26 protein-coding genes are annotated in these 25,001 nt (G+C 36.9%); 20 read left to right on the top strand and 6 right to left on the bottom strand.

Going from position 1 to position 25,001, the window contains the following annotated elements; genetic code table 11:
* Positions 1–730: 730 nt before the first annotated feature.
* Positions 731–877: a BH0509 family protein gene (locus tag J7E52_RS18480; protein WP_214749703.1), complete on the bottom strand. Its 147-nt coding sequence runs from the start codon at positions 875–877 to the stop codon at positions 731–733.
* A 408-nt stretch (positions 878–1,285) separates the two neighbouring features.
* Between J7E52_RS18480 and J7E52_RS18475 the strand changes: the two genes are divergently transcribed.
* The 3 genes from J7E52_RS18475 to J7E52_RS18465 are packed head-to-tail and all read left to right on the top strand — an operon-like array spanning position 1,286 to position 4,035.
* Positions 1,286–2,347 carry an ABC transporter substrate-binding protein gene (locus tag J7E52_RS18475; RefSeq protein WP_214749700.1) on the top strand — a complete coding sequence of 354 codons (1,062 nt, stop codon included), beginning with the start codon at positions 1,286–1,288 and terminating at the stop codon, positions 2,345–2,347.
* Between the two features lie 27 nt (positions 2,348–2,374).
* Complete coding sequence (locus tag J7E52_RS18470) at positions 2,375–3,190, top strand: ABC transporter ATP-binding protein (RefSeq protein WP_214749697.1); 816 nt, start codon at positions 2,375–2,377, stop codon at positions 3,188–3,190.
* 20 nt (positions 3,191–3,210) lie between these two features.
* Complete coding sequence (locus J7E52_RS18465) at positions 3,211–4,035, top strand: ABC transporter permease (protein ID WP_214749694.1); 825 nt, start codon at positions 3,211–3,213, stop codon at positions 4,033–4,035.
* Positions 4,036–4,114: 79 nt separating this feature from the next.
* Here J7E52_RS18465 and J7E52_RS18460 read toward each other — a convergent pair whose 3' ends face one another.
* Positions 4,115–4,414 (bottom strand): hypothetical protein, encoded by a 300-nt coding sequence (locus J7E52_RS18460; protein WP_214749691.1) that lies wholly within the window; start codon positions 4,412–4,414, stop codon positions 4,115–4,117.
* A 262-nt stretch (positions 4,415–4,676) separates the two neighbouring features.
* Here J7E52_RS18460 and J7E52_RS18455 point away from each other — a divergent pair, with 262 nt between their 5' ends.
* Complete coding sequence (locus J7E52_RS18455) at positions 4,677–5,573, top strand: DMT family transporter (protein WP_214749687.1); 897 nt, start codon at positions 4,677–4,679, stop codon at positions 5,571–5,573.
* A 154-nt stretch (positions 5,574–5,727) separates the two neighbouring features.
* Here J7E52_RS18455 and J7E52_RS18450 read toward each other — a convergent pair whose 3' ends face one another.
* Positions 5,728–7,512: a laminin G domain-containing metallophosphoesterase family protein gene (locus J7E52_RS18450; RefSeq protein WP_214749684.1), complete on the bottom strand. Its 1,785-nt coding sequence runs from the start codon at positions 7,510–7,512 to the stop codon at positions 5,728–5,730.
* Between the two features lie 421 nt (positions 7,513–7,933).
* Between J7E52_RS18450 and J7E52_RS18445 the strand changes: the two genes are divergently transcribed.
* Both J7E52_RS18445 and J7E52_RS18440 read left to right on the top strand, forming a co-directional pair.
* Positions 7,934–8,683, top strand: a complete 750-nt coding sequence (locus J7E52_RS18445; protein ID WP_214749681.1) for a class I SAM-dependent methyltransferase — start codon at positions 7,934–7,936, stop codon at positions 8,681–8,683.
* 164 nt (positions 8,684–8,847) lie between these two features.
* Entirely contained in the window at positions 8,848–9,405 is a 558-nt protein-coding gene (locus tag J7E52_RS18440) for a GNAT family N-acetyltransferase (protein ID WP_214749678.1), read from the top strand.
* A gap of 540 nt (positions 9,406–9,945) precedes the next feature.
* On the opposite strand, the gene J7E52_RS18435 is transcribed toward J7E52_RS18440, so the two are convergent.
* The gene (locus J7E52_RS18435) at positions 9,946–10,272 is read right to left on the bottom strand and encodes an antibiotic biosynthesis monooxygenase family protein (RefSeq protein WP_214749675.1); all 327 of its coding nucleotides are present in this window, start codon (positions 10,270–10,272) and stop codon (positions 9,946–9,948) included.
* A gap of 216 nt (positions 10,273–10,488) precedes the next feature.
* Between J7E52_RS18435 and J7E52_RS18430 the strand changes: the two genes are divergently transcribed.
* From J7E52_RS18430 to abc-f, 7 genes are all read left to right on the top strand, one after another.
* A complete protein-coding gene (locus J7E52_RS18430; protein ID WP_286197874.1) occupies positions 10,489–11,334 on the top strand; it encodes a nucleotidyltransferase domain-containing protein in 846 nt (281 codons plus the stop codon).
* 66 nt (positions 11,335–11,400) lie between these two features.
* Positions 11,401–11,952 carry a dihydrofolate reductase family protein gene (locus J7E52_RS18425; RefSeq protein WP_214749669.1) on the top strand — a complete coding sequence of 184 codons (552 nt, stop codon included), beginning with the start codon at positions 11,401–11,403 and terminating at the stop codon, positions 11,950–11,952.
* Positions 11,953–12,096: 144 nt separating this feature from the next.
* Positions 12,097–13,062 (top strand): alpha/beta fold hydrolase, encoded by a 966-nt coding sequence (locus J7E52_RS18420; protein WP_214749666.1) that lies wholly within the window; start codon positions 12,097–12,099, stop codon positions 13,060–13,062.
* An 18-nt stretch (positions 13,063–13,080) separates the two neighbouring features.
* Entirely contained in the window at positions 13,081–13,752 is a 672-nt protein-coding gene (locus tag J7E52_RS18415) for a response regulator transcription factor (protein WP_214749663.1), read from the top strand.
* Positions 13,749–14,747 (top strand): sensor histidine kinase, encoded by a 999-nt coding sequence (locus J7E52_RS18410; protein WP_214749661.1) that lies wholly within the window; start codon positions 13,749–13,751, stop codon positions 14,745–14,747. Before J7E52_RS18415 ends, J7E52_RS18410 begins: the two co-directional genes overlap by 4 nt.
* A gap of 194 nt (positions 14,748–14,941) precedes the next feature.
* Positions 14,942–15,811 carry a cation diffusion facilitator family transporter gene (locus J7E52_RS18405; RefSeq protein WP_148356810.1) on the top strand — a complete coding sequence of 290 codons (870 nt, stop codon included), beginning with the start codon at positions 14,942–14,944 and terminating at the stop codon, positions 15,809–15,811.
* A gap of 446 nt (positions 15,812–16,257) precedes the next feature.
* Entirely contained in the window at positions 16,258–17,886 is a 1,629-nt protein-coding gene (gene abc-f, locus J7E52_RS18400) for a ribosomal protection-like ABC-F family protein (protein WP_214749657.1), read from the top strand.
* A gap of 441 nt (positions 17,887–18,327) precedes the next feature.
* Here abc-f and J7E52_RS18395 read toward each other — a convergent pair whose 3' ends face one another.
* Entirely contained in the window at positions 18,328–18,588 is a 261-nt protein-coding gene (locus tag J7E52_RS18395; protein WP_396020294.1) for a potassium channel family protein, read from the bottom strand.
* Between the two features lie 282 nt (positions 18,589–18,870).
* On the opposite strand from J7E52_RS18395, the gene J7E52_RS18390 reads away from it, so the two are divergent.
* Positions 18,871–19,290, top strand: a complete 420-nt coding sequence (locus J7E52_RS18390; protein ID WP_214749654.1) for a VOC family protein — start codon at positions 18,871–18,873, stop codon at positions 19,288–19,290.
* Between the two features lie 112 nt (positions 19,291–19,402).
* Here the strand turns inward: J7E52_RS18390 and J7E52_RS18385 are convergent, their stop codons facing one another.
* Entirely contained in the window at positions 19,403–19,681 is a 279-nt protein-coding gene (locus tag J7E52_RS18385; RefSeq protein ID WP_214749651.1) for a ribbon-helix-helix domain-containing protein, read from the bottom strand.
* Positions 19,682–20,403: 722 nt separating this feature from the next.
* Here J7E52_RS18385 and J7E52_RS18380 point away from each other — a divergent pair.
* The 6 genes from J7E52_RS18380 to J7E52_RS18355 all read left to right on the top strand — a co-directional run bounded on the left by J7E52_RS18380 (position 20,404) and on the right by J7E52_RS18355 (position 24,976).
* Positions 20,404–21,732 (top strand): PTS sugar transporter subunit IIC, encoded by a 1,329-nt coding sequence (locus tag J7E52_RS18380; RefSeq protein WP_214749648.1) that lies wholly within the window; start codon positions 20,404–20,406, stop codon positions 21,730–21,732.
* Positions 21,725–22,021 carry a hypothetical protein gene (locus J7E52_RS18375; protein WP_214749645.1) on the top strand — a complete coding sequence of 99 codons (297 nt, stop codon included), beginning with the start codon at positions 21,725–21,727 and terminating at the stop codon, positions 22,019–22,021. Before J7E52_RS18380 ends, J7E52_RS18375 begins: the two co-directional genes overlap by 8 nt.
* A complete protein-coding gene (locus J7E52_RS18370; RefSeq protein ID WP_214749643.1) occupies positions 22,018–23,100 on the top strand; it encodes a DUF871 domain-containing protein in 1,083 nt (360 codons plus the stop codon). The genes J7E52_RS18375 and J7E52_RS18370 overlap by 4 nt, the downstream gene beginning before the upstream one ends.
* Before the next feature lie 29 nt (positions 23,101–23,129).
* Positions 23,130–23,435, top strand: a complete 306-nt coding sequence (locus tag J7E52_RS18365; RefSeq protein ID WP_214749640.1) for a PTS sugar transporter subunit IIB — start codon at positions 23,130–23,132, stop codon at positions 23,433–23,435.
* A gap of 24 nt (positions 23,436–23,459) precedes the next feature.
* Positions 23,460–23,786: a PTS sugar transporter subunit IIA gene (locus tag J7E52_RS18360; RefSeq protein ID WP_214749637.1), complete on the top strand. Its 327-nt coding sequence runs from the start codon at positions 23,460–23,462 to the stop codon at positions 23,784–23,786.
* Positions 23,787–24,073: 287 nt separating this feature from the next.
* The gene (locus J7E52_RS18355) at positions 24,074–24,976 is read left to right on the top strand and encodes an aldo/keto reductase (RefSeq protein ID WP_214749635.1); all 903 of its coding nucleotides are present in this window, start codon (positions 24,074–24,076) and stop codon (positions 24,974–24,976) included.
* Positions 24,977–25,001 lie beyond the last annotated feature (25 nt).

Here is a 25,001-nt window from a genome sequence, read left to right as displayed (position 1 = left end):
ATTATGACCCGTTGAGACATGGGAGGGAAAGCATCCAGGGGCAGCGTGGAAAATGTGTGCAGCATATGTAATAATATGGGATTTTTAACAGATCCCCTATTTCAATCTGCCCTCATCTTATCAAAACGGTCCGATCTCTTTCGTTCATCTAAAGCAACCTATACCATGTGGTTTGAAATCCTGCGAATAAGCGAGTATTCGCGAGCATTATCAATTAAACTGAGGGAGTTCATTAAGGATCACAAAAATGATCAATCTTTTTTATAAAATAATCAAGAAGATTAAAAAAATAAGTTGTGTTCGAAAAAGGGGAGGGTATAGATATTGCATTCCCCTTTTTGTTTACAGATAAATTTATATGACTGTATTGTTTATAATGTACTCGATTTTGTATCTCAAAACAGTTAGAGATTGAATTGGTGCGGTTTTGAGTGGATTAATAACTCTATGTACTCAAATTCATGTCCCCAATGTACTTATCTTTGTGTCATCGTACATAAGAGTAGGGGCTTTAAGGATCCTCTTTTATTACACAATTTTCTAGTTTACATAACATATATCATCGGCTCGGAAATTTATCGTAAAGGCTGAGTTATCAAGTTAGATGATAAGATTCTGGATTTATATGATCCCTTAATGTTGTTGGATTATTTCTGAAAGTGATAAAAGTAAAAGCGGGAAACCCTGAATTATCAATGTTTTTCCCGCTTTTTATCATTTTATATTTGAGTTACATATAATCATAAACAGAGTCATCAAAATAGAGCCAGTGATAATATTCAATCTGTGAATCTGTCATCCAGGAAATTTCTTTCTCATTGAATTTTTGTTGCTCAATTAATTTCTGCAATTTGGAATTTCTTTCTACTTGGCTCATCTTAAATCCTCCTTATAGTATGAGAAGTAACGAAGTATTTAAACATTGAAAACGCTTTCTTTTTTTCTTGTTTTTATTATATATCTCAATGTGAGATTAATCAAATATCAAATATAGATGATTTTTCAGGAAATAATATAGAAATGTTATTTATCTATTTACTTTAAAGCAGTTAGTTAAAGGACACACATGGTTTAAAAGAGTGTCTTTTTTTTGTGCAGCAATCCACTTAATTATCTAAATTTTCCGAAATTATAATTGACCATAATGGGACAGCTGATTTAGAATTGATATGTATATGAAATTATGTTTTGAATATAAAACAAAAAACAGGGGGAGGAATGGGAATATTTAATAGACAATTTTCAATTGAACTAAAAATATATCTGATTTAGGGAGGTAAGGAATATGTTTAAGAATAAATTGGCGTTCGTTCTGCTTTGTTTGGTGTTATTAGTATCTGCATGCGGTCCAAGTGACGAAACAACTACAGAAAATAAAGGGAATTCAGAAGGAAAAACGGTTAAGCTTACTTTTACGGAACCTGCACGGTTATTGTCAGTTGCCCCATTGTATGTAGCCATCGAGCAAGGGTTTTTTGAAAAAGAAGGAATTGAAGCAGAGATTGTATCTGGTGGTGGTGGAGCACAAGTAATTGCTTCTGTATTATCAGGTGAAGCTCAGTTTGCGGTCTCAGGTCCTCGAAGTATGTTCACTCCTCTTGACAAAGGTGAAGATTTATTGGCTATTCAATCTTTAAATTCAGCGCTAACCTATCAAATTACTCTCTCTAAACAATATCAAAAGAAAAAGAATGTTTCTAAAGACTCAACACTTGAAGATAAAGTTGCTTCATTGAATGGCGCAACCATTGGCACTAACCTTGTTGGCGATTCTGGAGACGTATACACCCGATATTTAATGCAAATGCATGGTGTTGATCCCAATACTCTTAAAACCGTCAAATTAGCAGGAGATGGATCGAAGATTGGCGGTATGCAGGAGGGAATTGTTGACGGGGGAATAGCATCACCTCCAATGGGTTTACAAGCGGAAAGTAAAAATGTTGGTGAGATTGTAATCAATACAAGTGAAGAGCCAATGTATGGGAATATGGTCTGGGAAGCTGTTTTTGCTAAAAAAGAATACTTAGAAGAAAATCACGAAACATCTTTGAAAGTGGTTCGGGCAATTGGGAAAGGTATGGAATTTACACGTAATAATCCAAGAGAGGCAGCCGAATCTATCGTATCTTATTTTGATGGAATTGATGTTGATATTCTAGAGGAATCAATAATCGGATTGAAAAGCACTTTTAAAGGCTATGGAGAAATGAATCAAGAAGCTTGGGATAATGCCCAAGATCCGTTAGTTGAATTTGGCAAGTTGTCAGGCGTTTCTACTAAACAGGATACTACTGAAGATGTTATTTGGACAAATGGTTATATAGAAGAAGCTTTTAAAAAATAATTGGATAGAAAGGAGATGATAGTTAAGATGGAAAATGCACAACTGGAAAAGTTCAAATTGTCTACTCGTTTTTTAGATGTTACTTACGTAAACAATAAAACTGGTGCAGAAGTGATTGCCCTGCAGAATATAAACTTAAATATCAAAGATGGTGAATTTATATGTATTGTTGGGCCGAGCGGCTGTGGAAAAACCACTTTTTTAAATACTGTAGTTGGATTACTTAAGCCAAGTAAGGGAGAAATTCTATTAGATCAGCAAAAAATTGACGGGCCCGGCAAGGATAGGGCAATGGTTTTTCAAAACCCGAGTCTTTTACCTTGGAGAACAGTATTGGAAAATGTTCTCTATGGAGTTGAACTGCTAAAGCAAGTAACACCAGAGAAAAAGAAAGAGGCTAAAGAATTTATTGAAATGGTCGGTTTAAAAGGTTATGAAAATCATTATCCCCACGAATTATCAGGGGGGATGCAGCAAAGGGTAAACTTGGCTCGCGCATTAACGGTAAACCCGTCATTAATATTACTGGATGAACCATTTTCGGCATTAGACGCACAAACCAGGGAATTTATGCAAGGTGAGTTACTTAGAATATGGGATGAGACAAAAAAGACAAGTCTTTTTATTACACACCAAATTGATGAAGCGGTATTTTTAGCTGATAGAGTTTTTGTTTTTGGAGCAAGACCAGGACGTGTAGTGGAGGTTGTTGATGTTGATATACCCAGACCGAGAGATCTCCATGTGAAGCGTAGCCCGGAATTTTTAGAGTTTGTAGACCATATATGGTCCATTATAGAACAGGAGTCTTCAAAACAAGTTTTCGATAATAAAGAAAAATAATAAAGGGAAAGGAGAATAATATGACGAAGGGTACGATCCAACTAACACAATCAAAGCACAAGATAAAAAAGACGAAGAAAATAAAAAAAGAAAAGAAGTCATTTTTTATCAGTGTTGCTTCTGTTTTAATATTCCTGTTGCTTTGGGAAGTTGCTTCTCAAAATGAATGGATAAATCCATTGTTCATTAGCTCACCAATTGAAATTGCACAAGCAGCGGTTTTAATGGTCCAAGAAGTATCTTTTTGGGAAAATATGAAGGTGAGTGGTTACGAATTTGTTGCAGGCTTTGTTTTAGCAATACTAATTGGAATTCCAATTGGTGTGTTATCGGGCTGGAATTCTAACTTCAATGCAGTAGTTAACCCTTTCATTTCAGGATTATATGTAACGCCTAAAGTCGCCCTTTTACCAGTGATCATCATTGCATTCGGAATAGGACCAGCATCAAAAATTGTGATAGTATTTTTGATGGCCTTCTTTCCAATAGTGATGAGCGCTCAAAAGGCAATGTTAACATTGGATCAAAACTTAATAAAAGCAGCAAGAACATTTAGTGCAAGTGAATTTCAAATTTTTAAAACAATTGCATTGCCTTCGACGGTACCATTCCTTTTAAACGGTATTCGCTTAGGTATTGGTCAAGGATTAATTGCTGTAGTTGTAGGTGAATTATTCGCTTCGACAGCTGGTATCGGATATCAATTGACAAGCAATGGTCAAAATCTACAAACAGATCGCATGTTTGTTGGAGTGTTGGTCATTACGATTACAGGAATCATTCTTACTTCATTATTAGGCATTATTGAAAGACGCTTTTCATCTTGGAAACCAGAAAATAGTTAATAAAATTAATTCTGTATCAAAACTCAATGAAAATCGAGTTTTGATACAGTTTTTTTATTAAAAAACGTTCCAGTTGATTTCAGAAATCCGCTCCCTTTCCGCCGACTGTCTGCCAAGCCTCCTTGCCGTAAGCGGCTGCGGTGTCTCGGCTAACCAGTAATTCGGCAGGAGTGTCGCAAATTTCTTCAATCCAATAAGGATTACAGTGAAAAAACATTAAGAATAATCCAGTCTTGTTGAAAAATTCAGCAGTTTTTAGGGTTTGTACAATTTGAACGTTGCCTCCAGGCACTCCCTTTCCGCAAGCGGTCCGCTCTTCGGCCCCTTTGTGTCTTCGGGTTTCGCCTGGACACGATTTTCCCGCAAGAGTCTCGCACATCCGCTCCAATCAAATTTGCTTAAACTTTTAGATAGAACTTTTTGGTTTAGCATGCTTTTCTAACCTTATCAATCTTTTAATGAAGATTTCCTATCCAATCCCATATGGAAAGGATTTCTTCACCAACCGATGATTACATCTCAGAATGTATTCTGATTCGTTATTTTACTGTGCCACTTCACAGCGAGATAGAAATTTTATTGAAGTTCTCACGTATCCATGATACCTTCAGTTTATAGTGAATGGTTGGGAGGAATAGGTTTTGAACACTAAGGCATTTTTATTGGCATCAATTACAGTTATTATTTGGGGATCTACATTCGCTGCTATTCGTGCAAGCTTACATGGCGGGTATTCAGCCGGCCATTTGGTACTTGTTCGTTATCTTATAGCATCAGGGATTTTTGTCCTTTATGCTCTATGGCCTGGGGTGAAATTTCGACTCCCGAAAAAAGAGGATTTGCTGAGGATATCGATCCTTGCATTTATTGGTATTAGTATTTATCATATCGGGGTTACATTCGGGGAACAAACCGTTTCGGCGGGAACGGCTGGAATGCTGATTGGTTCAGCACCTGTTTTCATCGCGATCATTGCTGCGTTCGTTTTAAAAGAACGCCTCGGCCTATTAGGATGGATTGGTTTAGGTATAGGATTCACAGGGATCACCTTAATAACATTAGGTACTGCAGGCCCTTCCCTGAAAATTTCAGAAGGTGCCTTTTTAGTGCTGATGTCTGCTATTGCTTCTGCAGTGTTTTTTGTTTTCCAGAAGCCACTGTTCAGCCGTTATAATCCGATTGAATTGACAGCGTATTTCACATGGATCGGTACAATACCCTTTTTTATATTTTTTCCTGGGCTATTTCAAGAAATTCAACATGCAACGATGGAAGGTCATTTATCAGCGATTTTCGTTGGTGTTTTCCCTGCGGCCATCGGTTACGTAACTTGGGCAGTCGCACTGTCATTAGGAAAAGCCAGTTCCGTCTCTAGTCTGTTATACATTGAACCTGTAATTGCCATTTTTGTCGCTTGGGTTTGGCTGCAGGAGGTGCCTAGTACCCTTTCAGTCATTGGCGGCGCAATTGCTATATTAGGGGTTCTTGTCGTTAATGGGTTCGGAAAGTATAAATCAGTGATGAAAAAAGCAGCATGATAGATGTTTAAACCAAGTAGTAAAAATCGCAGCATTCTTGATTCATGAAGATTGAACTTTTATCCTTCTTGTTAGACTCGGGAGGGCACCCAAAAATGGAATTCACCCAGGTTGCTTTAGATCGATCAGGTACACCTGGGGAATTGGATTTCATTCACCTAAAATTAAATCTATTTTTAAAGTCCCAAGCCATTTTAAAGTAATTATTTTCATCTGTTAAAAATTTATAATCGATATAGGATTTTTCTTTTTTAGACATTTCGTCGACAAATGGGGAATAGGTACGGAATAACAAAACATTTTTCTTTTCATCAAATTCTACAAGTCTAAGCCAGCCATTCCCCCCTCGATAATTCGTTTGGTAATTGACCAGCATTTGAATGACATCATTTCCTGCTGAGTTTTGTTTTACCCGATGTGCTATCCCAAAATAATGTCCATTAACCGTCATGAATACTTGATTATGGTTCTTTACAAGTTCATCCCAGATCAGCCGGCCATTAGACGATTGGGCGGCAATGGTTTTATCATCCTTAACCTTCGGGAATATAATATCATGCGAAACGAGGATTGTCGGATTATCTTTATGCTGATTCAGGACTTTTTTTGACCATTCCAGGTCCTTATGCAGATTTTTCATATCCACTATCAAGATTAAATATTCATAACTCCCCGCCTTAGCGATTGCATATGAGCTATACCCAGAGTGAGACGACCCCTTATAGTATTTTTTATTCAAAAAACGCTGCGGCCCATAATGCGTTAAGAAAGGATCGCCGTCCGCATAGTCATGATTCCCAGCCGCCATCATATATGGAACTTCCTTTTTATCCAAATGGGAAATGGCTCCGAGGGAATTCTGCCATTGTATTTCTGAATCACTATCGACAATGTCCCCAACAAATGTATTCATGATGATATTGTTCTTCTTGGTGTTATTGGAAATCCAGTTCATTTGGCTATTGAAAATCTCTGGATTTTGGCTTGAATATTTCTGGGTATCCGGGACAAAAAGAAAATTATAATTCTTTTTATTCGTTAGAAAGGGTAAAGTTTTGTTTGATCCTTCGAATGGTTCATCGTCACGGGCATCCTGCACAAGCCATTCTTTTTCAGTTAAAGCCTTATTGGCAATTCGTATTTCCTGCATATTCCCTTTGAATAGTGCATTAAACTTATTTCCCCACTCAGATGCTCCGATGTTCCAGCCTTTACCTTTAACTGCTGCAATACCTATTACTTTTTCTGATTTCCCGTAATCACTAACGCCATTCAAAGTCAGAGTCGTCGTGTTACCATCATTAACAACCGCCAAATGGTACCATTCATCAGCATTTAATGATCGAGACCAATTGCTTACATTATAATTTAAATTGGATGGATGGCTTGTCCAGTGGATTTTTTGATCACTTGATACAGTTAAAGCAGAAAGGATTTTCTTCTCGCCTTCCATTTTATTAAGGTCGGCAGCCTGTCCTTGTCTAGAAAAAAGCCCCATGACACTCTTGGAATCACTTGGCAACTTAAAAATCGCTTCAATGGTAAAACCCTTATCGAAATTCTCCGAATTGATAGGTGAACCCTTTTTGGTTTTGAAATACCTTCCTGAAGGGGCGTTTTCGTAATTAGCGAACTCCAGGCTATCCACTTTTTCTTGATCATGATAATCTTCTTCAGACCATTGAACCATATTTTTTAATTCAGTCGAGGCAGGATCACCTATCGTCACTAACTCTAAATCATTTCCATGTCTGCTTGTATCTTCTATAATCAAATTACCTTTATCGATTGAACCGCTTTTAACATGTTGTTTGGTGAATTTCCAATTTGCCACGATATTGCTTCGATCATTTTCAGCAACGGAATCAGCCGATTTGGCAATACCAGGAACAATCATACATAAGAGTGAGAGACCTATTAATGCTTTTTTCATTCTCATAAACAACATTCACCCCATTACATTTTGATTAAACGATATACATTTATCCTTTTTACTACCTGGATTAATTTGTAGCGAACTATGCCTAGGTAGATTCCGTATAGCTGCAATATGGTATAGTTTGCTTATCTTCTCGATAACTTATTAAGGATGAGTAAAAAAGTCTTACTCCTAAAAAAGACATTAGGAGATAAGGCCTAAAGCGAACGATTTAACTTATTGAGATCAATGTATACACCACTAAAGAGATCAATATGACGAACAACGGAGATGTAGGAAAAAAAAGCAGTGTGTTAGTATTAGGACAGTGATTCATCAAGAAAATGAGGTGGAAAAATGGTGAGAAGGAGATAGGTAGCCTCCTGTAATAGATGTGGTATGAATCTTAGGAGGCTATCTTGATAATAGGAGATGTATGAATATGAAACAAAACAAATATGATGATGAAAATTTCTTTTCTGCATATGAGCAAATGCCACGATCAGTCAAAGGACTTGAAGCTGCCGGGGAATGGCATGTTTTAAAAGAGTTAATGCCTAATCTGCGTAATAAGAGTGTACTTGATCTGGGCTGCGGTTTCGGCTGGCATTGCCGATTTGCCCGTGAACAACAGGCAAGTTCCGTCGTTGGTGTGGATATTTCCGACAATATGCTTCAAAGAGCACGTGAAAAAACGGATGACCCTTTCATTACATATATTAAAATGCCAATTGAAGACATCGATTTTTCCGGCTCTGAATTTGATGTGGTCATCAGTTCATTGGCTTTTCATTACATTGAGTCATATGAGGCAATCTGCAAAAAGGTCCATGATTGTTTAAAGCATGGAGGCACTTTTGTTTTCTCGGTTGAACATCCAATCTTTACTTCTCGCAACGAACAAGAATGGCATGTAGATGATCACGGAAATCATCTGCATTGGCCAGTTGACAACTATCAATTCGAAGGTGTGAGAGAAACAACCTTCTTAACCGAAAACGTAGTAAAGTATCATCGTACGATTTCAACATATATGAATGACTTGATTGGTGCTGGTTTCAGCATTAAAGCAGTAAAGGAACCAATGCCTTCTGATGAAATGTTAAAAAGTGTTCCTGAAATGAAAGATGAAAATCGAAGGCCCATGTTTTTAATCATTTCAGCAGTAAAGGAAACAAAAAATTCTTTTTAATGAAGGAATTAAATAAACGGGAAAAAGGCGTTTCTACGAAAGTAGGGACGCCTTTTAATTATTAACATTAATTTTTAAGCAATAATGCGTTGATTATCTCCTTTAATTAGGTAATGATTAAAATAGTTAAATATGGAAAAGGGGATTTAGAGGAGGGAATTTGGATGGAGAAGGTATTTCCGCTTATTGAAACAAGACGATTGATTTTAAGAAAAGTAACAATAGAAGATGCGCATGATATGTTTAAATATCTATCTGATACGGATGTAGTGAAGCCATTGGGGTTAGATCCATGCCAAACCGTAAATGACGTATGGGATGAAATTAAGTGGTACGAATCTATATTCGAAGAAGGCACGGGAATCAGATGGGGAATTACATTAAAGAATTCCGGTAAGGTTATAGGAAGTTGCGGTTTTCTGAATATGGTCACCAAACATCATCGAGCTGAAATTGGATATGAATTAACTAAAGATCATTGGGGGAAAGGCATTGCAGGTGAAGCGTTGGAAGCCGTTGTTATGTATGGTTATCGTCACTTTCACCTGGAAAGGATTGAGGCCTTGATTGAACCGGATAATCTCCCATCCCAAAAACTAGTGGAAAAGCAAGGGTTTAGAAGAGAAGGATTGCTAAGGCATTATGAATATACTCGTGGCAAATTCGATGATTTATATATGTACTCGCTCCTAAAAGAAGATCTTAACGGCATTTCCTTTTAATTAATCCATTGTGAAGATCGTTTAAGAAGCGGTCTCTGTTTGTCGACAAAAGTGGATTTCGGAATGCTCTCATCCCGAAGCTCTTTTACGATTTTACTGAGGGGATGATTACCAATTGGGATTTTAGTCTCATGCTGAAGACAAACTCAATGGAAAACTAGTTTGATTTCAGTTTAAAAAAGTTCTAACCGCAAGCGTCTTGGGTATCTGAAAGTTACTCTCCAAGGGTATGGTGAAATTGTCCAATTTAATAAGTGTTTCATAAAACAGTAAAAATCCATAATGGGAATTAGTCTATAACATGGTTTGGGATGAACATCCTAAAGTGAAAAAAAATCTAGTTGATTGAAATGGAAGGTACGAGACTCCTGCAGGAAAAGCGCGTCCAAGGGAGACCCCACAGGCGCGAAGAGCGCCGAGGAGGCTCCCGGACCGCCCGCGGAAGCGAGTGCCTGGAATGGAAATCAACGTTCGAATTTACAAACCCAAAATAGTAGAGCGGTCTTTTTTATAACTATATATTCATAAATCTTAGTTTACTCATTTGCTTGTATAATCTCTTTCCACCTTGCAAATTCGGGTTGAGTATGACGAGTACCAATCTTTCATACCTTTTTCCTGTGCCTTTTTGTGAGCAGCATTTTCTTTCCAAAGCTTTATGGCATCCAGGGACTTCCAATAGGATACGGTAATTCCTAAACCGTTTTGATCTCTTACGCTTTTCACTCCTAAATAGCCATCTTGTTGGGCAGCAAGTTCAACCATGAATTCAGCGGTTGAATTATAGCTTGCGGCATCCTTATCGCTTCTTTGAGAAGTGAAAATACAAGCGTAATAGGGTGGGTCGGGAGTATTTGCAAAAAACATGAAATGATGCCTCCTTTTAACTTAATATTCAAAATAATACCATACAGGCGAGAATGAGGATAGATACCCGGTAAAGCGGGAACTTGATACTCAGCCAAGAAAACAAGGTGGTAAGAATCATTTTATATCACTGACACGGCAGTTCTACGGAAGGGATTTTATTCTGATTCACGAATATATATTACTTTAACGGTTTTACAAAAAAAGGAGATGGTTTTGTGTGCGGGATTCGTTAGTAAACATATAGAAAGAGATGCATTTTTACCGAAACAACGCGATATTCTTTTGAAAAATGCATTAAAAGATTTATCGGCAGATCCTGATGTTTTGGCTATTTACTTAGCCGGTTCATTAGCAAAAGGAAACGATGATAACTACTCAGATATAGATTTGCATACCATTGTTATTCCAGAACGGAAAGCAGATTTTTTAAAGGGAAAAAGGAAAAGAGCCAATAACTGGGGAAATGTTACATTTCACGAAGACTGCAATCCTTCCTCACCGTATGTCGTCACTCATTATGATACATTTGTGAAAGTGGATAGCTGGTATCACGCACCTGAGGAAGTTGTACCCTCCATTTGGTTAAAAGAGGTTGAAGTTCTTTATGATCCCTTTAATATTATGAGTCATGTTATTAATGAATCCGCAAAACAAGTTTATGAACCTTCACCGGATGAAGTTGAACTTTGGAGAGGAAAGCTGCTTGCCTTTGTCCATGAAACCTACAGAGCCGTCATGAGGAGAGAAATGTTATATGCACTATCCAATCTTGATAGGATACGGTGGCTGATTGTGTCTGGGTGGTATATGGAAATGGAAGAACATGTAGACGGGCCTTATGGAGTATGGACAAAAATCGAAGGCAATAGAAGTATATTAGCTGGAAAGCAATTATCCATGTTGGAAAGTTGGGATTGTGGCCGCGATTCAAATGAAATTATGAAAACGTTGAGACGTATGATCCCAGAATTCCTTAGACTAAATAAATACCTATGTACTCAAGTGGATGTCGAAACAAATGAAGACCATATCAAAAAAATAATCGATATGGCTATCTGATACCATATGAGGCTAATGAAATAAAGTTCGTGTAAAATGTGTAAATCACTTTTGGAGGGATGCCAAGTGGCAGAATTGGTATATCATGTAGCAGTTTCACTGGACAATTTCATTGCCGACCAAGCAATGTTGGAAGGGAATATCAATCATTCTTTTTTCTTATTTGAAGGAGATCATGTCCCGGACTTTTTATCCGATATCCAGCAATATGAAGCGGTGTTGATGGGAAGTAAAACATATGAATTTGGATTTCAATTCGGAGCTAAACCGGGTGAACCGGGCTATAAGGGTTTGAAACATTATATATTCTCGAGCTCCCTTCAGTTTGAATCGAATGAGAAGGTAGAACTTATCGAAGGAAACTCCGTTGCGTTTATTGAAAACCTCAAGCAGCAAGGTGACGGAAAGCTATGGCTTTGCGGGGGCGGAGAATTGGCTGGATCGTTATTAAAACATAAACTCATTGATCAATTGGTGCTGAAAGTGAATCCAGTCATAATCGGTGAAGGGATCCCTCTTTTCGGCAGCGTTAAGCCAAGTCTAAAATTAGATTTAGTTGATATGAAACATTATTCAAACGGAGTGATTAAACCCACTTATAATATTATTTATACTTAGGGCTGCGCTGGCGCAGCTTTTTTAATGCAAATCAATGATCATTAAAAGTTAAACAATTCTTGATTGAAAATATACAAAGAAAATTAATTAGAAATTTATTATTGGACTTTATCCTTTCAGTATCACTTGAAAGGAGTTTTCCATATGAGAAAAATGGTGAAAGTAGCAAAGAATATCTTATTTACCTTCATTGCTATTATCTTATTTGTAGCAATAGCTGTTTTTATTTACCATTATCATCAAAAGGGCAAGGAATCATCATTAATTAGTGAAGGAACATCCATTGATTTTAATAACAAAGAAATTAATGTATATACGGAAGGAAGCGGGGAGGATACATACGTTTTTATGTCCGGTTCCGGGATTGCTGCTCCTGTTTATGAAATGAAGGGATTATATAGTAAGTTTTCAAAAGAAAATAAGATTGCAGTCATTGAAAGAGCTGGATATGGATACAGTGATGTTTTTCACGATGATAGGGATATTGATACAATATTGGAGCAAAGCAGGGAATCGTTAATTGAAAGTGGAAATAAACCTCCTTATATTTTGGTACCACACTCAGTATCAGGTATTGAAGCTATTTACTGGGCACAAAAATACCCAAGTGAAGTAAAGGGAATTATTGCTTTGGATATTGGTTTACCGCACCAATATGTAACTCATAAAATGGGCATGGTTGATTCAATGACAGTAAGAGGAGTGAATATTTTAACGAAAATGGGTTTGCACCGTCTTGTTCCCTCTGCTGTTTATAATCCCGAAGTGATCCGGCAATCATTCTTAACTGACCATGAAAAAGAAATGTATAAAGCACTATCATATAAACAGTTTTTTAATGATGATATGGAGCAAGAGCTTTTACAGAGTTACAATAATGGTAAAAAATCAGTTAACTTGCCGATTCCAAAAGAAACACCCATTTTATTTTTAGATGCGATTGCCGATGAAAATAAAAATTCAAAATATACAAAACAAAAAAATGAAGATTATGAGGAGTTTGCAGAGAAACTATTAAAAGCGGATGTAATAAAACTGAAAGGGACGCACAGCATTTATTTATACGCACCTGATGAAATATATGATCTTGCCATGGAATTTATCAAATGAATATAGAAAGGGCCTGTGATGAAAAGATATAATATTTTAATAGTTGAAGATGATTTGATGATTGGTGATTTATTGAAAAAAATTTTGCAACGCGAAGAGTACAATGTATGTTGGATGAAAGAAGGAAAAGATATTATAGATATTATCCATGAGATGGATTTAGTCATTATGGATGTTATGCTGCCAGGAGATGATGGCTATCAAACTACAAAGAAAGTAAAAAGTCTAGGATTAAATATTCCAGTTATTTTTCTATCCGCCCGAAATGATATGGATAGCAAACTCCAAGGTTTGACAATTGGTGAGGATTATATGACTAAGCCTTTTGATCCCAGGGAGCTATTACTAAGAATGCAGAAATTGCTGGAAAATCAATATGGTACTTTCACGCAAATTAAACATTTATATATTGATGCCGAGCATAAAAAGGTATTCAATAATGACTTGCATAATGAAGTGGTTTTTACTTCAATAGAGCGTAAAATATTTTTCTATTTATATGAAAATAGGAATCGGATTTTAACCAAAGAACATTTCTTTGAATATTTATGGCAGCTCGAAGATAGGAATCAAAATCTCATTAATGTACATATAAAAAAAGTCAGAACAAAAATCAATGATAACACCGGAGAGATCATCCAAAATATATATGGAGAAGGGTATAGATTGAATACCTATATAAAGAAATGAAATTAAAGAAAAAATACCAGCTATTGTTATTTATCGCTGTTATTAGCGTGCCATTTATATTACTGTTAATCAGTATTCTTATGTCTCTAATTTATGATTTGGCCTTTAAATCCAAAAATAGTGACATTCCTTTTCATGAATCTTTTGCATATCCTACAATGCTTGGAGTATTTATTTTATCATTATTTTTGCTAGCCTTTTTATTTTCCAAATCTATAAACTCGCTATTAAATAAAATAAATATATTGAATGAAACCATCAGGAACTTAGCTAGTGATGAGGAGATTCCGAATAAATTAGAGGTTAAAAGCGATGATGAAATCGGGAAATTAACTAAAGCGGTGAATTTACTAATTGAAAGAACGACCTATCGAGAATTGGAACTAAAACAACAGGAGGAATTGAAAAAGGAACTCTTAAATAAATTAAGGCATGACATCAATACACCTTTAACAGCAATAAGATTACAATTATTTTATTTAGAAGATCAATATACGAATCAAGTCCCACTATTACAATCACTATATCAACAAATTGATTATATTTCCGAATTAACAAATGAATATAAAATTCAATCCACAGATGCGTTAGATAATTCTTATATCTTAAATGATGAAGTGAATGTGCACGATTTATTAAAAATGATGGTTAGAAAATGGGGCTATTTGTATAACATGCATGGTATTGAATTAATATATCATTCATTAAATGGAGAGTTGGAATGGATAAGTAATGATTTGTGGCTCCAAAGGTTATTCGATAACGTTTTCCAAAATGTGTTGAATCACTCAAGGGCTGATAAACTTGTGATAACCATTGAAAATAATGTGGTCAGTATCAAGGATAATGGGATTGGTTTTGATATCGATAGTAAAAGTAAGGGGCTTGGCTTAAAAATAATTGAGGATATAGCTAAGACACTACATATAAAATATAATTTGGAATCAAATGAAAGCGGAACTTTATTTAGTTTTACTGTCGAAAAAAAGATATAAATCTCATTTGGATTTAGTTATTTTCCGGGGATTTGATCAGGGATTCATCAATATCATTCTTTTCAGACAGTTTGCCGTATGCAACATAGTTATATATATCTTACTTATATAAAGCGATACAAAAAGGTTGCTATAGACCCACCCATTTTTAAGTTGATATTATATTCAAGTACTTAATTGTGGGGGGAAGTTGAATGGAAGAACAAAAATATAATGACCTCAAATTAGGCGAACGTGGTGCAATCATTAGTATAATTGCTTATATTTGCCTATCAATCATGAAGCTGGCTATCGGATACATAAGCGACTCAGCGGCCTTGAAAGCGGATGGTTTGAACAACACGACTGATATTATCGCGTCCATTGCCGTGCTGATCGGTTTAAGGCTAGCACAAAGACCCCCCGATAAAGATCATGGTTATGGTCATTGGAAAAGTGAAACGATTGCTTCGATGGTAGCTTCATTTATCATGTTTGCTGTTGGTGTACAAGTATTAATAGATGCAGTTGCTTCCATGCTTAAAGGTGGAAAGGAATCACCTGACATTATCGCAGGATATGTAGGTGTTCTATCAGCAATAGCCATGTATTTTGTATACCGATATAATAAAAAGCTTGCTATAAAAATTAATAGTAAGGCCGTTATGGCAGCCTCAAAAGATAATATTTCCGATGCTTGGGTAAGTATCGGAACAGCTATAGGGATTTTTGGTTCCCAATTAAATATGCCTTGGCTGGATTCCCTTACTGCCGTCATTGTTGGATTATTAATATGCAAAACAGCCTGGGATATATTCATTCAAGCCTCGCATGAACTTTCTGACGGATTTGATGAAAATAAAATTCATCTATATAAGGATGTAATTACAAATGTGGATGGAGTCAAGGGGATAAAAGAAATTAAAGGAAGAAATTACGGGAACAATGAAGTGATTGATGTTGTGATCCTTGTCAATTCTACCTTGGATATTAAAGAAGCACATGATATAGCGACACATGTAGAAAAAGTGATGATGAAAGATCATGGCGTGTATGATGTTCATGTCCATGTAGAACCCAATTAATTAATTCTCTTGTTTTAATGAATTAAGGAAAAAGGGTATAAATCTGCTTTACAAACATATGAATAATATGCAATCATTAATTCATTACATTGGAAGGAAAAGGTACCTTATACAATGAAGCAGTAATCTTATCTAATAAACAGTAAATCTAAATCAATTTCGATGGGTGCAATCGGTTAGATGTTAAATGAAAATACGCGTCACTTTGGTTGCTTACCGGATTTATCGGTAAGTAAAGTGAATTCACTTTTTCATTTGAACAAGAATCTTAGATACCCATGTGAGATTTTTAATGATTATGTTTAGAGATGGGATTCGTCTGTTCGTTTATAGGTACTAATTCATATACATCTACTTTTTCTGTTATCAGAAGAGGTATATTTGGTTTATGTATATTAATTTAGTAGCAGGCGATCTCTCTCTAGAAAAATGGAGGGGGATTTTTTATGTTATTTCTAAAAGCGAATGATTTAAAGAAAAGCTACGGGAGCCGTGAAGTTCTTTCCGTCGATACACTTCATCTTTACAGTCATGACCGTGTTGGCTTGGTTGGTAGGAATGGAGAAGGTAAAACGACCCTGCTCTCTATACTAGCGGGCGTGAGGGAACCAGATTCCGGTCATATAGAGAGCAAAGGAACAGTCAGCTATATCCCACAGATGGAAGAAACTGAACAAGAAATAAGCGGGTTATTAACGAGCATATGGAAGCTGCCCAATGAGGATCAAGAAAATATAAGCGGCGGCGAACGTACTCGAAGAAAAATCGCCGCAGCTCTGTCTTCCAATTGTGATGTATTGATTGCGGATGAACCTACCAGCCATTTGGATATATTCGGAATTGAACAATTGGAAAAGGATTTAAAGTCCTTTAATGGCGCCATTTTGCTTACTTCACATGATAAAGCATTCTTAAATCAACTGTGTACAACAATATGGGAGGTCGAGCAAGGCAAGGTAACTGTATATGAAGGGAATTACGAAGCGTATATCAAACAAAAGCAAGCAAAAACAGAAAAGGAAAATAAGGAATATGAAGAGTATACCCGCGAAATGAACAGATTGAAGCAGGCTGCACAAAACCTCCAAGCCAAATCTGATTCAATTAGGAAAGCCCCTAAACGAATGGGCAATTCAGAAGCAAGGCTCCATAAACGCAGCTCTGGGAAACAGAAGGCGAAATTGAACCGTTCTGCTGAAGCGATTGAAACTCGAATCGAAAAATTAGCAAAAAAAGAAAAACCGAGGGAAGATCCCCCTATCATCTTTGATATTTCAGAATTTCCATCATTGCACAGCAAAAGGGTCATTCGATTTAATGGCTGTTCCCTGAAAGTTGGGTCAAGGATGCTGAAACAACATATTTTTGGAGATGTCCCTCTAGCATGCAGACTCGCCATCAATGGTCAAAATGGTTCAGGAAAAACGACATTATTGAAAAAAATAGTAGAACGGCACGAGGATTTATATGTCGCGAAGCCAGCAAAGATTGGATTTTTTGCCCAACAACAAGAAAACTTGAATGAACATAAAACGGTTCTTGAAAATATATTGGAGGACAGTCCCTACAATCAAGCCTTTATTCGTACGCTATTATCACGATTAGCTTTTAAAGGAAATGATGTTCATAAACAAGTATCACTTTTAAGCGGTGGGGAAAGAGTCAGGGCTTCCCTTGCAAAAGTTTTTTTGGGAAATTATAATGTACTGGTTTTGGATGAACCTACAAATTACCTGGATATTCATACTAAAGAGGCTTTATCCGAAGTGTTAGAAGCATATCCAGGAACCATCGTTTTTGTGACTCATGATCGTTCATTGATCCAATCGCTTGCAACGCATTCACTTTCATTTGAAGATGAACCTCCGAGAGTAAGGGCAATCAATCAGGAATTAACAAAATCGGCTACGCGTAAGGATGCTCATCAAGATAAACAGGCAGAACTTCTGATGATTGAAGTGCAAATCATCGAGACGCTTGGGAAACTGTCCAGTGTTACAAAGAAAGATGAAATAGAGGAATTGGATAGGGAATACCTCCAACTCTTGAACAAGAAAAAGGAGCTTGAAGGTTAAATGCAACCCATTAAAGGCCCCTCTCAATCGAGAGGGGCCTTTTGATGGGTAAAGAGCGGTAAAGATAATATACCAATAAAATAGTGCTAACAATTGTAAGAAGTAGGGACTCATCTTATCTTGATTGGTTTAAAAAAAATGAAAATTTTATCAAATGGAAGTTTTCTGACGTGACAATCCCGATCCCGGACTTCATAGTAATAACTATCGATGATGCTCTATGGGGAAAGGTGGAAATTACGATTTAAATCAGTACTCCGTATCCTGCCACGGATAGGCTTGTGATCAAAACAACTGAAGAAAAACCAATATATAGAGGATTTAAGGTCCATGCTCAAACTTCAATAATTTGGGGGAGTACCTTCTCTTGGTCTTTTTTGAATGGCGATTATTTACACCAATCAAAAAGGAATGCCGATTATTATAAGCATTCCTATGCATTCAGATTTTGCTGCTGTTGCTCTCGTTTTCCGGTTTCTTTATGATTGCGTATGCTAGGTATCCTATTAAGCCCATAAATAATCCGGTGCCGCCTACAATATAAATCATTGTAAACACTTTTCCTAATGTTGTCTGCGGTTCAAAGCTGGGATGCCCAACCGTGCTAAGGGTAACAATACAGAAGTAAAGGGGTTCAATCACAGATAGACCTTCCTGCTTAACATAGAAAATCGTGCCGGATAATAAAGTAACGAGGACCAATACGAAAAGAACCTGGAAGTTCTTCAATTTAAAAGCGGACCAGAGTGCTTTTAGGAAACGTTTCAAGGTGAGGATAAATATAAATCATTGGTAATCGCTTTTCCTTTCGGTCATTACATTTTAAGTAGTGTAAATTTGAAATCCTGAGATTCGAGCTGATCAGTTAATCATTCTACTATTCAGGAATTCCGTTTAGATTGACAAAAAAAGGTTTATATTGATCTGGTTTGAACTAAAATAGTTGGTAACCAATAGAAGGTAGTAGTAAGAAGGGGGTCAATCATGAAACCACGTATTACTGTCATTACATTAGGTGTGGATGATTTGGAAAAATCGCTGGAATTCTATCGGGATGGCCTGGGATTTCAAACAGAAGGAATAGTGGGCAAAGAATTTGAGCATGGAGCCGTTGCCTTTTTCGACCTGCAAGAAGGCCTAAAGCTTGCCATTTGGAATCGAAGGGATATAGCGCATGAGGCCAAGGTTCCTTTGTCCCCGGCAAGTCCTACTGAATTTACCATTGGTCACAATGTAGGTAGTAAAGAGGAAGTGAATATTGTGTTGGAGAAAGCAAAAAAAGCTGGCGCAATCATAACCGATCCGGCACATGACACTTTCTGGGGAGGATACTCTGCACATTTTCAAGACCCTGATGGACACCTTTGGGAAGTCGTTTGGAATCCGCAGTGGGATGGTGAATAGAATCAGGTTAGGAAAACATTCTCATACCTCAGGTTAATCCTCTATTTTAATAAAAAAAGACTGTAGGCAAACTCGATTTTCATCGAGTTTGCCTACAGTATGAAACAAGCACTTAACCTAGGGAGGTAAGTGCTTGTTTTTTATTAATGAATTCTCTACTTTTTTCAATCATTTCTTTATTCTTTTCAATCGCTTCGTTATTACTGTATTTCACCTGATTAACGCTCTCATTATCTTCCATGTATTCAAGCAGCAAATCTACAGCTTTATCCATCAGTCTTTCGATGGGGATATTTCTTTCTTCAGCCAGATTAGCGAGTCTATTAGCCAAGTACGGATTGAGGGTAATGTTTATTGGTTTTCTCGTTTCGGAATTAATAAGTCGTTCCACCTTTAGCCTTTTTATCTATCATATACCTATAATTAAAGTTAAACAAATATTAGTGTAGGGAAATGTATGTGGGCTTGGGCTTGTGCGAATCGGAAAGAAGCATTGGGGAGATAAAATCCTGAACGCATCAGAAAGTCTTGGTTTTAATATTGGATAACTACCTCAACTGGTTCCGTTGGCTTGAAATAAGCAAACAAACAGCCTTTGATGAACGTCGAAACTTAAATCACATCACAATAGAAATGTTTAAATGTGCTTAAAAGACTTATTATTAGACATATATTTATTGCTTCCTGGGAGTTTCTTGATTTTGTTTCAGGCTTCAATCGCTTCTTCACGATTTTTCCCTTGATTATTAGGGTCAGCAAAAAAATCACGAATAAATTTAGCAGGAATATCATTGGCCTAAAAATGTATGCATAAAAATATTTTCCTCCCATTTTCACCTGAACTTAGAGAAGCAGGCTGTTCAATAAGGAAAGTCTTTAGAGAGGAAAAAATCTATTAATCTAGGGAAGTCCACGAGAGGGATTTCCCTTTTTTTTGTACCTCTTTTATCGCTTGCAGCTTTATGGCTGGATTTTAATAAGTACCCTAAAATTTAAAAGTTTGCACAATTCATATTTTCAATAAAAATATTGACATAATCAATATAACGTTATAATGTTTATTTATTGAAATTATTTGTTTTTTCAGAATTTAATCAAAAGGAGGAAATGTTATTGAATAATTTTATGGGGTTACTCGAAATGAAAGTGCTTCCAGTAGCAAACAAAATTGGTTCACAAAGACATCTGCTAGCAATCAGGCACGGTGTTCTAGCAACTCTACCATTGACGATCATTGGCTCATTCTTTGTTATTTTGTTGAATTTTCCAATCGATGGATATGACGAATGGATTGCACCTTATCGTGCTGCTTTGGATGTTCCGTTTCGGTTTACAGTGGGAGCAATGGCTTTATATGCAGCTTTTGGGGTGGGGTCAGCGCTTGCCGGCCATTATAAATTAGATCAGCTCAGTGCAGGCCTTCTATCAGTCTTAGCTTTTCTGATTACATGTGTTGTGCCTACCCAAGTCATGGAATCCGTTCCAGGAGTAATAGAAGCGGGTCGCTGGTTACCTATCAGCTCTTTGAGCGCAGCCTCTTTATTCGGAGCAATAGTAACATCGCTGATTTCCGTTGAGATTTTTCATTTTTTAATTAAACGCGATATAAAAATCAAATTACCGGAAAGCGTTCCGCCAATGGTTTCGAATTCCTTTGCGGCCCTTATTCCAACATTAGTCGTGGTCCTTCTTTTCTGGGGCATTCGTTATGGTTTAGGCTTTGACATTAACTCGATCATTACTACTTTGGTCTCTCCTCTCAAAAATTTATTGGTTGGTAATAGTTTAATAGGTGGTCTGCTTACAGTCTTTCTCATCGTTTTCTTTTGGTCGCTGGGTATTCATGGACCGGCAATATTAGGTCCGATCATACGGCCAATGTGGGATTCGGCGATTCTCGAAAATATGGATACATTTGCAAGAACGGGTAATGCGGCGAATTTACCCAATCTATTTACCGAACAATTCATTCAATGGTTCGTATGGATCGGCGGGGCGGGATCGACTTTATCGCTTGTTGTACTGTTCTTATTTTCAAAATCGAAGTATTTGAAAGAACTGGGTAAACTGTCCTTTGTTCCAGGGATTTTTAATATTAACGAACCTATCATTTTTGGAGCGCCAATTGTCATGAACCCCATTTTAATGGTTCCGTTCATTGTTGCTCCCTTGGTAAATGTCATAGTTTCTTATACATTCTTTCAATTAGGTTTGATACCGATGATAATGGCTAAGCTGCCGTTTACGGTCTTTAGTCCAATCGCAGCTGTCATAAGTACAAATTGGACAATCATGGCCGGGGTTCTGGTGTTATTGAATTTCTTCATCTCTTTAATGATCTATTTTCCCTTTTTCAAGATGTTCGAGAAGCAACATCTACGTGATGAAAATAAAATAGAAGCTGGACCAGAAGATAAAAAAGCGGGCATTAAATATGCTTGAAATAATTTTCGCAATCCTATCATTTGTAGGGGCCCAAATCATTTTTTCCCGAACAGGCCTAGGTGAAAAATTAACACCCTGGAAATCGGTTGGCCTGTCTATTTTAATCATTAGCTTTTCAATCATTCTGTTTAGCGCAATGGGATCGACTTATTATTTAATTGTCATTGTACCAACGGTTATTTGTTCTGTAATGGTTTCCTCCCGCTACCGTGACTATTTAATGGGTTTACAGGCCAAGCGGGCTCAATGGAAAGAAAGTAGAAAAGGAGTGAATGATAGCTTATGAGAAGATTAGGAATTTCAATTTATCCGGAACACTCTACACCTGATAAAGACAAGGAATATATTAAACTTGCCCATGGATATGGTTTCGAACGAATTTTCACATGTTTATTATCGGTCTCAAAACCTTATGAAGTTGTCATGGAAGAATATAAAAGTATTATTTCTTATGCGAAAACGTTACATATGGAAGTCATTCTTGATGTTGCGCCTGCTGTTTTCGACAAGTTTGGCATTAGTTATGATGACTTAAGTTTTTTCGCAGAAATGGGAGCAGACGGTGTTCGTCTTGACCTTGGGTTCGATGGCCTGAAAGAAGCTAAAATGACATATAATCCTTATGGATTGAAAATCGAATTGAATATGAGTAATGATGTTGATTATTTATCGAATATTCTGACGCATCAAGGGAATAAAAATCAAATGATTGGCTGTCATAATTTTTATCCCCAAAAATTCACAGGTCTTCCTTACGACTTCTTCATTTCCTGCAGTAAACGTTTTAAAGAACATGGTATTCGTACAGCTGCATTCGTTACCTCACAAACTGGTGATATAGGTCCTTGGAGTATTAATGATGGATTGTGCACATTAGAACAGCACCGTGATCTTTCAATTGATGTACAGGCCAAGCATCTATGGGCAACTGGTTTAATAGATGATGTCATCATCGGGAATGCTTACGCGAGTGAAGAGGAATTAAGAATGCTGGGATCATTACAGCGTGACATGATCGAGCTGAAGGTAGAACTTCATTCGGATGCATCACCAATTGAGCAAAAGGTTGTATTGGATGAATTACACCTTCGCCGTGGTGATATCAGTGAATATTTGGTCCGTTCAGTGGAAGTTCGGAAAAAATATGCGAATGAAGATTTTGCAATTCGGGAAAGTATCCCACAGCGAAAAGGGGCCGTTTTCATCGGCAATGATTCTTTTGGTAAATACAAAGGTGAACTTCAAGTCATTTTAAGGGATATGCCATTGGATGAACGAAAAAATGCAGTTGCCCATGTAGTAAAAGAAGAACATTTTTTAATGGATTATATTAAACCATGGGGCACATTTAAATTGATTAAATAACCTGTACCTAATTTTAAGGAGGAATACTGATGAATATACTATTATGCTGTTCTGCAGGAATGTCTACTAGTCTATTGGTTAATAAGATGGAGAAAGCGGCGGCGGAAGAAGGATTGAACGTAAAAATCCAGGCGATTGCCACTATGGAAGTTAGAAATCACATAAATGAGGTGGATGTTATTCTTTTAGGACCTCAAGTTCGTTATTTACTTAATGATATAAAGAAAATAGGGGATGAAAAAGGAGTACCTGTAGATACGATAAATCCAATGCATTATGGATCATGTAATGGCAAGGAAGTATTGCGTACAGCCCTCCAATTAATTTCAAAATAACATATTATCAAAAGGGGTGTTAATATGACGAAAACGAAAGAGGATCTATCAGAATTATCATTTCAATTAATTCTCCATAGCGGTAATGCCCGCAGTTGTGCAATGGAAGCCATCGCCTTGCAAAAACAAGGTAAATCAAGTGATGCCCAGGTTAAATTAAAGGAAGCGGAACAAGAATTTGTTGCTGCACATAAAATCCAAACCGCATTGATTCAACAAGAAGTGAATGGTGAAAAATTCGAAATTCCATTGCTCCTGATCCATGCACAAGATCACTTGATGACTTCCATGACAACAAAGGATTTAGCGATAGAAATCGTGGAATTACATGAGAAAACACAAAGGAACTAACAATATTCAGGAGGTTGCTTCGGCAGCCTTTTTCTTATGGACCTAACGGGTAAATTGCACGACAATATTTCTTTAGTTTAGGTTCATGAACCTAGACTAAAGAAATATGGCATGAAAGGGTCACTCAAGATTAGGATTCTCCGAAATTTTAAATTATACTAAGGTTCATGGCAGTAGCAAATGATACTGACACAAATAAACGAAGGTTAATCATGATAGAAAGCAGAACATAGGTTAGCAGTACCAAACAACTTAGGCCCAATTATGATATAAAAGGGGAGAATAACATGCAAAGAGTCAATCTAACTGAAGATCTTAGTCTTTCACGCATCGTACACGGTATGTGGAGATTGGCGGATTGGAGATTTGCTACCGAGGAAATCCTATCTCTTATTGAACACGGAATGGATCGGGGCGTCACTACATATGATCACGCCGATATATATGGCAGCTATACGTGTGAGGAGATTTTTGGGAACGCACTTTCATTAAAGCCATCTTTACGTGATAAAATGGAGATCGTTACGAAATGTGGCATAGTTCTTAAATCAGAAAACCGTCCTTCTCATAAAAGTCACCATTATGACACTAGTAAAACCCATATAATAAAGTCTGTTGAACAATCTCTTATGAATCTTAAAACGGATTATATTGATTTATTGCTTATCCATCGTCCGGATCCCCTGATGGACCCGGCGGAAACAGCTGAGGCGTTTAATCAATTAAAAGAATCAGGAAAGGTCCGTAACTTTGGCGTATCGAACTTCAAAAAACCGCAATGGGATATGCTTCAATCTTACCTAGAATATCCCCTTGTGACGAATCAGCTGGAGCTTTCTGCATATAATCTTGAAAACTTCGAGGACGGAACTGTTAATCTATGTCAACAAGCGGGCGTGGCTCCTATGGCATGGTCACCACTTGCAGGAGGAAGCATCTTTGAGGAATCGACTGAAAAGGCTGCCCGCTTAAGAAAAACGTTAGAAATCATAAAAGAAGAAATCGGTGCTAACGGAATAGATGAAGTGATGTATGCATGGCTGTTGAGGCACCCTGCAAAAATCATTCCAATCGTTGGATCCGGTAAGAAAGAAAGATTGGACAGCGCCATTGATTCACTAAACCTAAGCATGGAAAAAGAACAATGGTTTAACATTTTAACCAGCTCGATGGGACATGATATCCCGTAATGAATTGTACCTTTGAACAAGAAAC

It is taken from the genome of Bacillus sp. ISL-34, assembly GCF_018613325.1.
Taxonomy (GTDB): domain Bacteria; phylum Bacillota; class Bacilli; order Bacillales; family DSM-1321; genus Peribacillus.
This window is presented reverse-complemented; position numbering and strand designations above follow the sequence as displayed.